Raw genomic sequence first — 1,328 nt, 5'->3', positions numbered from 1 at the left:
CTGAAGAAGATCATCTGGCTGCCCGGCATCGCGGGGCAGGACATCACCGACGGGCACACCGACTTCTATGCCCGCTTCGCCCGGCCCGGGGTGGTGGTGGCCGCGCTCGACACCGACCCGACGTCCTACGACCACGACGTCACCAAGCGCCACCTCGAGATCCTGAAGACGGCCACCGACGCGCGCGGCCGCCAGGTGCAGGTGGAGGTCATCAAGGCGCCGACCCAGGTCCGGCCCGAGTACAAGACCAAGGACTTCGCCGCCGGCTACATCAACTTCTACGTCTGCAACGGCGGGGTCATCGCCCCGGAATTCGGTGACGCCGAAGCGGATTCGGCTGCCAAGGCCACCCTGGCCCGGCTGTTCCCGAACCGGCAGATCGTGCAGGTGAACATCGACGGCATCGCCTGGGGTGGTGGCGGCATCCACTGCACCACGCAGCAGGAACCGGTGGACTAGACCACCTGCGGGCTCGCTGAGGCCGTCCCGCGCGCCGTGTTGGCTGAATTTTCAGTCAAGATTAGAGTCGGTGTGCGGGGCTTTCGGAATTTACGGGAGAGAAAGCATGGGTATAGGCCGATTCGCGAGCGGTGCGCTGAGCCGCCTGCTGGGAGATTCGCGCGACTTCGAGGACGACGGCCGCCGCTGGTCGATGCCGGAGGAAGGCGATCCGCACCGGCGGACCTGGATGGCCTTCGGCGCGAACGAGGCGGTGTGGGGGAGACGTCTGCTGCCGCAGGTCCAGCACGATCTGGCGCGGATCGCGCTGACGATCGCGCGATTCGAACCGGTCTCGGTGGTGGTCCGCCCCGAGGACCTCGAGCTGGCCCGCCGCCTGCTCACCGATCCCCGTGTCGACCTGATCCCCGCGTCGCTCGACGACATCTGGATGCGTGACACCGGACCGGTCTTCGTACACGGCGAGAACGGCATGGCCGCGGTCGATTTCAACTTCAACGGCTGGGGCGGGAAACAGAAGGCCCGGCAGGATCGCAAGGTGGCCGACTTCGTCACCCGCACGGCGGGGGTGGAGTCCCTGCCGGCCGAATTGGTGCTCGAGGGCGGCGGGATCGAGGTCGACGGTCAGGGCACCGCCATCATCACCGAAAGCTGTGTGCTCAACAACAATCGGAACCCGGGCTGGAAGAAGAAGGACGTCGAGGACGAGCTGCGCTACCTGCTCGGACTCGAGAAGATCATCTGGCTGCCGGGCATCAAGGGGCATGACATCACCGACGGGCACACCGACTTCTACGCCCGCTTCGCCCGGCCGGGTGTGGTCGTGGCGGGGCTGGACACCGACACCGACTCCTTCGACTACGACGTCA

At 66.6% G+C, this 1,328-nt stretch carries 2 protein-coding genes; both read left to right on the top strand.

Annotation, left to right across the window (positions count from 1 at the left end; genetic code table 11):
- On the top strand, positions 1-459 hold a 459-nt coding region (locus ACIRS4_RS37240; RefSeq protein ID WP_404204559.1), incomplete at its 5' end, for an agmatine/peptidylarginine deiminase.
- Positions 460-565: 106 nt separating this feature from the next.
- Positions 566-1,328, top strand: a 763-nt coding sequence (locus ACIRS4_RS37235; RefSeq protein ID WP_404204557.1) for an agmatine/peptidylarginine deiminase, incomplete at its 3' end; no start/stop codon positions are given.

Source organism: Streptomyces sp. NPDC101166 (genome assembly GCF_044768125.1).
Lineage (GTDB): Bacteria > Actinomycetota > Actinomycetes > Streptomycetales > Streptomycetaceae > Streptomyces.
Note: the sequence above shows the minus strand (reverse complement) of the source record. Positions and strands in the feature narration are given on the sequence as shown.